This is a genomic window from Stenomitos rutilans (assembly GCF_059505485.1).
Map to the genome: position 1 here is coordinate 1 of NZ_JCACKR010000024.1, position 7,004 is coordinate 7,004.

Here is a 7,004-nt window from a genome sequence, read left to right on the forward strand (position 1 = left end):
TGCAATCATCAAGACTTTCCGCCGATAAGCCCTTACTTCTGTCAGTCAATCAGGCTACCCTCTGTAATCAGTGGAATTAGTAAACATGAATAATCATGCAGTTAAGTTGCTAGATGTTGTTGCGCTGACCATTGACCTTCCTCAGTACAACTTATGGCGTGGACAGGTTGGCACGGTCGTCGAGACATTGGCGGAAGGTGCTGCATTTGAAGTTGAATTTAGCGATCGTCATGGGCGCACCTACGAGTCTTTAGGATTGCGTCCAGAGCAGATTATGGTTCTGCATTTTGAGCCAGTGCCGCCCGATGCCAAAATTGAAATGGTGACAGTGTAGGCAGCACAACCCACCAAAAGCAGCGAGGTTGGTAGCAACTGAGAAATAGGACGTTCAAACGAAAGAGGCTGATCGATGAGCGTGTGCTTTCTCGATCAGCCTTGAAGTTAAGGAGCAATCACCTTAGCGATCGCCTACCTACTTAGATTCCGTAAAGTCAGCGTCGATCACATCGTCGTCTGCACCACCAGAGGGAGGGGTCGGGCCACCCATATCAGGGCCACCTGGAGGAGGAGAACCAGCGTCACCACCCGCTTGCTGATAGAGGTTACTGCTGATGGTGTAGAGCGACTGTTGCAGTTCGCCCGTGAGCGTCTTGATCTGGTCAAAGTCTTCTTTGGCGATCGCATCGCGTAGATCCTTGATCAACCCTTCAACCTTAGTCTTGTCAGCCTCAGGTACCTTGTCACCCAGTTCAGCAATTTGCTTCTCAGCCTGGTAGGACAGCGAATCAGCCTGGTTCTTCAGGTCGATCTTCTCGCGCCGCTCTTTGTCGGTTGCAGCGTTCTGCTCAGCTTCGCGTACCATGCGTTCCACATCGTCCTTCGGCAGGGTGGAGGCACCTGTGATGCTGATGGATTGCTCTTTGCCAGTGCCCTTATCTTTAGCAACGACGTTGAGAATGCCATTAGCGTCAATATCGAACGTCACTTCGATTTGAGGCACACCACGAGGTGCAGAGGGGATGCCATCCAACCGGAAGGTTCCGAGGCTCTTGTTGTCATTCGACATTTCGCGCTCACCTTGGAGAATGTGAATTTCCACATTGCTCTGCCCATCCACAGCCGTCGAGAAGACTTCTGACTTCTTGGTCGGAATGGTCGTGTTGCGCGGGATGATTTTGGTCATCACGCCGCCCAGGGTTTCGACACCGAGGGAAAGTGGAGTCACATCCAACAGCAGAATGTCTTTGACTTCGCCAGCGAGAACGCCAGCTTGAACGGCAGCACCGACGGCCACCACTTCATCCGGGTTCACGGTCTGGTTGGGGTCTTTGCCCAAAATGCGCTTCACCAGATCTTGCACGGCAGGGATTCGGGTAGAACCACCAACCAGTACGATTTCCTCGATACTGCTCTTGTCGAGTTTGGCATCCCGAAGCGCGTTTTCAACGGGAATGCGGCAGCGATCGATCAGATCAGCGCAGAGTTCTTCAAACTTCTGGCGAGTCAAGGTTGTATCCAGATGCTTAGGACCATCCTGAGTCGCGGTGATGAAGGGCAGGTTGACTTCTGCTTGCGTCACGCTCGACAGTTCAATCTTGGCTTTTTCTGCCGCTTCCGTCAGGCGCTGCAGCGCTTGCTTGTCCTTGCGGAGGTCAATGCCTTCTGCCTTGCGGAACTCTTCTGCCAGATAGTCCACAATTTTCTTGTCGAAGTCGTCACCACCCAGGTGGGTATCCCCAGAGGTAGACAACACTTCAAACACACCATCGCCCACTTCCAGGATAGAGACGTCAAACGTACCGCCACCCAAGTCAAAGACAATGATGGTTTCATTACTCTTCTTATCTAAACCATACGCTAACGATGCAGCAGTCGGCTCGTTGATAATCCGCAGTACTTCAACCCCCGCAATCTTGCCAGCATCCTTAGTTGCCTGACGCTGAGAGTCGTTGAAGTAAGCAGGAACGGTGATAACGGCTTGAGTAACGGTTTCGCCCAGGTACTTGCTGGCATCTTCTACCAGCTTTCTCAAGACCTGTGCAGAAATTTCTTCGGGGGCAAACTGCTTGCTGGCAGCGGGGCAGTCCAGCTTGACGTTATTGTTAACGTTGAGCACTTTATAAGCAACTTCGGTTGCCTCGTGCGTGATTTCGTCATAACGCCGACCGATGAATCGCTTCACCGAATAGAAGGTGTTTTCAGGGTTCATGACTGCCTGACGCTTAGCAATCTGACCGACGAGACGATCGCCATTTTTGGCAAAGGCGACTACAGAGGGGGTGGTACGAAATCCTTCTGCGTTGGCAATGACAGTGGGCTTACCACCCTCCATCACAGCGACGCATGAGTTGGTTGTACCTAAGTCAATTCCAACAACTTTTGCCATGAGTGCTTCGGCTCCATCAAATTTACGAGAATAATTACGGGGTGGCCTCTAGCCAATTAAGCCAGAGCCAGTCAAGCCAGCGTAGGTGAGCGCGCTCAGCTTGCAGTATGCGAACAACAAAGATGATTCCAGTGCTACCGCGTTACGCACAATGCGCCTTTCTACTTCCTCTATACTGAGCGCGATTGATGCTCTGATGAAGGCGTATTTACCGAACCTACGGTTGGGCGGTTGGGGAGAGAAGGGATGAAATCGGAGGGATGAGGGATGAAGTTGGAAGGATGAAAGAAACGGCGTAAGAGATCTCAATCAGGACTTACTCAGTTCACTAAGTTTCGCCCCCCTGACCCCCCAGATTTGGGGTATTTAGGGGGCAAGTGCGTAAGTCCTGTCAATTAATCTCAATGTGTAAGTTCATCCCTCATCTCTTATCCCTTCTTACGCTGCTTTTTCTGCCCAGAGGTCATCCGTCTGCACAGCTTCGGGTGCGGCGGGATCAGTGTTGGCAGCTTCTAAAGCAGGTTCAGCAGTAGCGCCTGTCAGGTTGACTTTCACCACTTTGGGACGATCGCTCACCACTTTGGGCAACGTCAGGGTCAGAATGCCATCAGTGAAGTTGGCTTGAACCTGATCGTTCTGAATGGCGACAGGTAGGGGCACGACGCGACGGAAGCTACCATAGCGGAACTCAGATCGGAAGAGTTTGTCGTCTTCGTTTTTGGTTTCTGAGCGATACTCACCGCTAATCGAAACGCCTTCACGGGTCACTTGAATGTCTAGGTTTTTAGCATCAATGCCGGGAAGCTCGGCACGAAGCACAAAAGCGGTATCAGTCGCTTTAAGTTCGATCGCGGGTGTCCAGGCTTTTGAAACAGGGCTTGCAACAGGGGAAGTAGGACGGCTAACTGGGGTGAAATCAGCAAACAATTGGTCGAGTTGACGGCTTAAGGTTTCAACTTCTTGCCAGGGTTGCCAACGAATCAGTGACATAGGAACGTTACCTCTTAAACGGGATAGATGGTTAGGAACGATGCGCTGTCTTAAACGCGGCGAAAACGTATAGCGTTGCAACATGAAAGCTTGAAAGAGTAGTGAAGAAATGTGGTAGTTAACGTTATAAAGTGGCTCTTGATTGGTGAGGCTTTACTGTTAACACCAATGAACCTAATGTAAGTCAGACAAGGGTTTACCTACATTGGGGCAAACCGTAAGCACCCAGTTGTAGTTACCGATGAGATGGTTGTATGGTTAGTTGGATAGTTAAGCGGTAAACCGAAGCTAATAGATGGGTTTACCGATAGCTTAAGAACTCATTGGGGTAGAGGTTTATATCTCGCATCCTGTATGTGCGATCGTGCAGCGATTACCGTCCTATCCTTGAGTATTTCAATGAATCAAGCAGTTCTGATGTGGTTATACTTTGGCATAGCATCAGGCAGAACAAGAGCGTTACATCTTCTCTCTAAAATTTTCGTTAGTGAAAATACGGTAGGAATGCTCTCAAGCATCAGACAGAATAGCTTGGTTCTAACCGTATCGAATTGTCAGGAGAAGAATTGCCATGTCACGTATCACCACCTCTGTGATTGCTTCAACTGTCTTGTTGTCTGGTGTAACGCTCTTGGGTAGCGCAGTCATTGGGGGCATTGCGCCTGCTAAGCTCCTAGCACAGCAAATTGTTTACCCCTCTACCAGCGATCCAAATGGCGTGATGGTGACGGGGCAGGGCGTTGCCAGTGTTCCGGCTGATGTCGCTGAGATTCGCTTTGCCGCCAGCGCGGTTGATCCTGAAGCGGCTGATGAAGCGCTACAAGAGCAACTAGAAAATAGCTCTGGTAAACCCCTTTCACCCAGATCTTCAGCCAGAATCATACGATCCGAAATTACAGAGGCAAGCCTGAAGCCGATCGTCGCGGCGATCGTGGCGACGGGCATTCCTGCCAGTGCCGTCCAGGTTTCTATGGACGGAGCGAACGCCAGTAGTCCTTACCGTCGATCGCCCCGCAATAGTGCTGGAACCATTCGAGTTACGTTAGAAAAGCCCAGCCGGAGCAGCGTACAGAAAGTGGTAGACGCCGGTGACGCTGCCGCAAAAACTGCCAAGTTGTTTGCTCAGGTATATTTGAAGTATCGCGTGAATGACTGTCCTGCCTTAGAGAAAGCAGCGTATAGAGCAGCCGTGAACGATGCTCAACGACGGGCACAGGCGATCGCAGCAGCAACAGGTGTCCAATTAGCAGCACAGCCGTCGATCGCGGAAGCCTTTTATTCCACGTTTTATCCGTCTCCCTGTAATCCCTCCAACAAATCGTTCTACCCAACTGGCGACTCACTTTACACCGAAGGCTTTGCTCCCTACAATGCCAACACGGAAGCAACCGTTGAAACCAGAAAAGACATTTTTGTGACGTACAAATTGAAGTAGCCGCATCCCGCAATGAAGAGCCTGCCATGCTGCCAAGAAAAATGCTTGCGGGTCGTTGGCGTAAAACGTTGTGGGCAATAGTGTTAGCACCCGCGATCGCGCTCAATACCATTGCCTGGATGCAGGCTCGTAGCATGACGCATTTTGTGGCAGATGGTCAGCGCACAGCGAAGCCAGAAAAACTGTCGATCGCAGACAAGCTAAAGGTTGCGTTGACGGGTGTAAAACTGCCCAGACCCATAAATCGACGCACACCAAAAGACGAGGGATTGGTGTATGAGACGCATCGCATTCCAATGAGCGATCGCGAATGGCTGGAAGCCTGGTTTGTACCGCAGCGATCGTCACAGGGCATTGTTCTACTGTTTCCACCCTACGCCAACAGCAAAGATGCTCTGCTGCCAACTGCAAAAATTTGGCATACTTTGGGCTATAGTGTGCTGCTCGTAGACTTTCGCGGTGCGGGTGGTTCCAGTGGTAGTGATACGACGTTGGGCATTCGGGAAGCCGATGACGTAGTGCAGTCGGTTATTTATGCTCAGCAAACATGGTCGAAACATCCGGTGATTCTCTATGGTGCATCAATGGGTGCAACAGCCGTCATGCGGGCGATCGCACAAAAGGGTACCGCGCCTGATGCAGTCATTTTAGAAAGCCCCTTCGATCGCCTGCTCAACACAGTCCGTCACCGCTTTGCCGCAATGGGGACTCCGGCGTTTCCCGGTGCTGAACTGATCGTGTTTTGGGGCGGCGTGCAACAAAACATTGATGGGTTTGCCCACAATCCAGTTACGTATGCTAGCGCCATTAAATGCCCCGTGCTGCTCTTGCATGGAGCGGCAGATACGCGGGTAACCCAGCAAGAGGCGATCGCCATCTATAACAATCTCCCAGGGCGCAAGCAGTTAGTCGTGTTTCCAAATTCAGTCGGGCACGGTTCACTAGCGATCGACGATCCCAACCTCTGGAAGCAGCAGGTGTCAGGCTTCTTAAGGGCAAGAAAGTAACACGATCGAAGGCATTACATTGAATCCTCTGAGAGGATGTCTTAAAAGGTATGAATGCCTACCCGAACCGTCCCCCTGCCCCCCAAATTTGAGCAGGGTGGTTTCATGTATCAGAAGAAAAAAGGTTGGCAACGGCTTTTGGAGCGGATGAAACAGATAACCCAAACAAAAAGCCACCTCATACCATTTCTATTTCATGGGGCTACAGATCAAGCACCTAAAACAGTGGGTAGTGCGTCAAGGAATGGTGGGTCGAGTAAAGTAGAAAGGTATTTACTTTCAAGCATAATCTATGGAATGTCGGCTCTGCGGTCATCCGAGTACCCACAAACACGGCAAAGCTCCAAATGGTAGTCAACGCTATTCTTGTCCTCAGTGCAAGCAAACGTTTAATGAGCGATTTGACACCCTGTACTATCATCGACAAGTCAATCCAGAACAGATTCGGCAAGTCCTGCAAGCGCATAGTGAAGGCAGTCGTCTGAGAGGCATTAGCCGGACGAGCGGACTTGCCTACAATACAGTCGTTAGCCTTGTTCGTGCAGCGAGCCAGCAAGCTCAATTAGTGCACAATGGCGAAGTCCAAGCGGTCGAGACGGAGGCGGTGAGTGCCGATGAATTGTGGTCATTTGTCGCAAAAAACAAAAGCAATGCGTCCCAGGTGAGTGTGAGGTAGGGGATTGTTGGATTGGGGTCAGTCTGGCTAATTCAAGTGGGCTGATACTCACCGCACGAGTCGGAAAACACACGGATGAGTTGATTGAAGAATTAGTTGTCAGTAGCGAGGGAAAGCCTAGTTGTAAACAGTGGAATAGTGATGACTGGGGTGGATACGAAAGAGTATTACCCCCTGAAATCCTCCACTACATTGGCAAAGATAAGACACAACGATTAGAGCGCACCCATGGCATTGTCAGACAACAAACAGGACGTTGGCACCGCAGACAAAATAAGTTTGGTAAGGTCTGGGAGCAAACAAAAGTGATTACTCGGTTAGTGGTCAGCTACTTCAACTGGATCTGGCAGCACAGTCGATTAAAAACGACAGCCGCTCAACGAGCAGGATTAGCACTAGAACCCTGGACTTGGCACGATCTAATTACCTACCCCGCCATTATTTAATGCACCACCGAATTATTTTTGGATAGCAAGTCGGGTGCATTTGAATTAGAAGACTCGCGCTTGC

Annotated in this window: 6 protein-coding genes; 4 read left to right on the plus strand and 2 right to left on the minus strand. The window is 50.5% G+C overall.

The genetic code is table 11. The features are described from left to right. Positions 1-85: 85 nt before the first annotated feature. Positions 86-334 (plus strand): DUF4926 domain-containing protein, encoded by a 249-nt coding sequence (locus AC5JLP_RS02625; RefSeq protein WP_496066344.1) that lies wholly within the window; start codon positions 86-88, stop codon positions 332-334. Positions 335-472: 138 nt separating this feature from the next. On the opposite strand, the gene dnaK is transcribed toward AC5JLP_RS02625, so the two are convergent. Together dnaK and AC5JLP_RS02635 are read right to left on the minus strand one after the other, a co-directional pair. After that, complete coding sequence (gene dnaK / locus AC5JLP_RS02630; RefSeq protein WP_496066345.1) at positions 473-2,386, minus strand: molecular chaperone DnaK; 1,914 nt, start codon at positions 2,384-2,386, stop codon at positions 473-475. A 438-nt stretch (positions 2,387-2,824) separates the two neighbouring features. Then, complete coding sequence (locus tag AC5JLP_RS02635) at positions 2,825-3,376, minus strand: Hsp20/alpha crystallin family protein (protein ID WP_496066346.1); 552 nt, start codon at positions 3,374-3,376, stop codon at positions 2,825-2,827. Positions 3,377-3,947: 571 nt separating this feature from the next. On the opposite strand from AC5JLP_RS02635, the gene AC5JLP_RS02640 reads away from it, so the two are divergent. The 3 genes from AC5JLP_RS02640 to AC5JLP_RS02650 all read left to right on the plus strand — a co-directional run bounded on the left by AC5JLP_RS02640 (position 3,948) and on the right by AC5JLP_RS02650 (position 6,940). Beyond that, positions 3,948-4,811 (plus strand): SIMPL domain-containing protein, encoded by an 864-nt coding sequence (locus AC5JLP_RS02640; RefSeq protein ID WP_496066347.1) that lies wholly within the window; start codon positions 3,948-3,950, stop codon positions 4,809-4,811. Positions 4,812-4,837: 26 nt separating this feature from the next. Next, positions 4,838-5,818: an alpha/beta hydrolase gene (locus AC5JLP_RS02645; RefSeq protein WP_496066348.1), complete on the plus strand. Its 981-nt coding sequence runs from the start codon at positions 4,838-4,840 to the stop codon at positions 5,816-5,818. 292 nt (positions 5,819-6,110) lie between these two features. Then, positions 6,111-6,940, plus strand: a protein-coding gene (locus tag AC5JLP_RS02650; protein WP_496066349.1) for an IS1 family transposase whose coding sequence is annotated in 2 segments (ribosomal slippage) — positions 6,111-6,452 and positions 6,455-6,940 — 828 coding nt in all. Because the reading frame shifts where the segments join, the coding sequence is not laid out codon by codon here. Positions 6,941-7,004 lie beyond the last annotated feature (64 nt).

What these genes read in the sequence shown, in the direction of transcription:
- AC5JLP_RS02625 (WP_496066344.1), top strand. Translation starts at nt 86, where the DNA reads ATGAATAATCATGCAGTTAAGTTGCTAGATGTTGTTGCGCTGACCATT.
- dnaK (WP_496066345.1), bottom strand. Translation starts at nt 2,386, where the DNA reads ATGGCAAAAGTTGTTGGAATTGACTTAGGTACAACCAACTCATGCGTC.
- AC5JLP_RS02635 (WP_496066346.1), bottom strand. Translation starts at nt 3,376, where the DNA reads ATGTCACTGATTCGTTGGCAACCCTGGCAAGAAGTTGAAACCTTAAGC.
- AC5JLP_RS02640 (WP_496066347.1), top strand. Translation starts at nt 3,948, where the DNA reads ATGTCACGTATCACCACCTCTGTGATTGCTTCAACTGTCTTGTTGTCT.
- AC5JLP_RS02645 (WP_496066348.1), top strand. Translation starts at nt 4,838, where the DNA reads ATGCTGCCAAGAAAAATGCTTGCGGGTCGTTGGCGTAAAACGTTGTGG.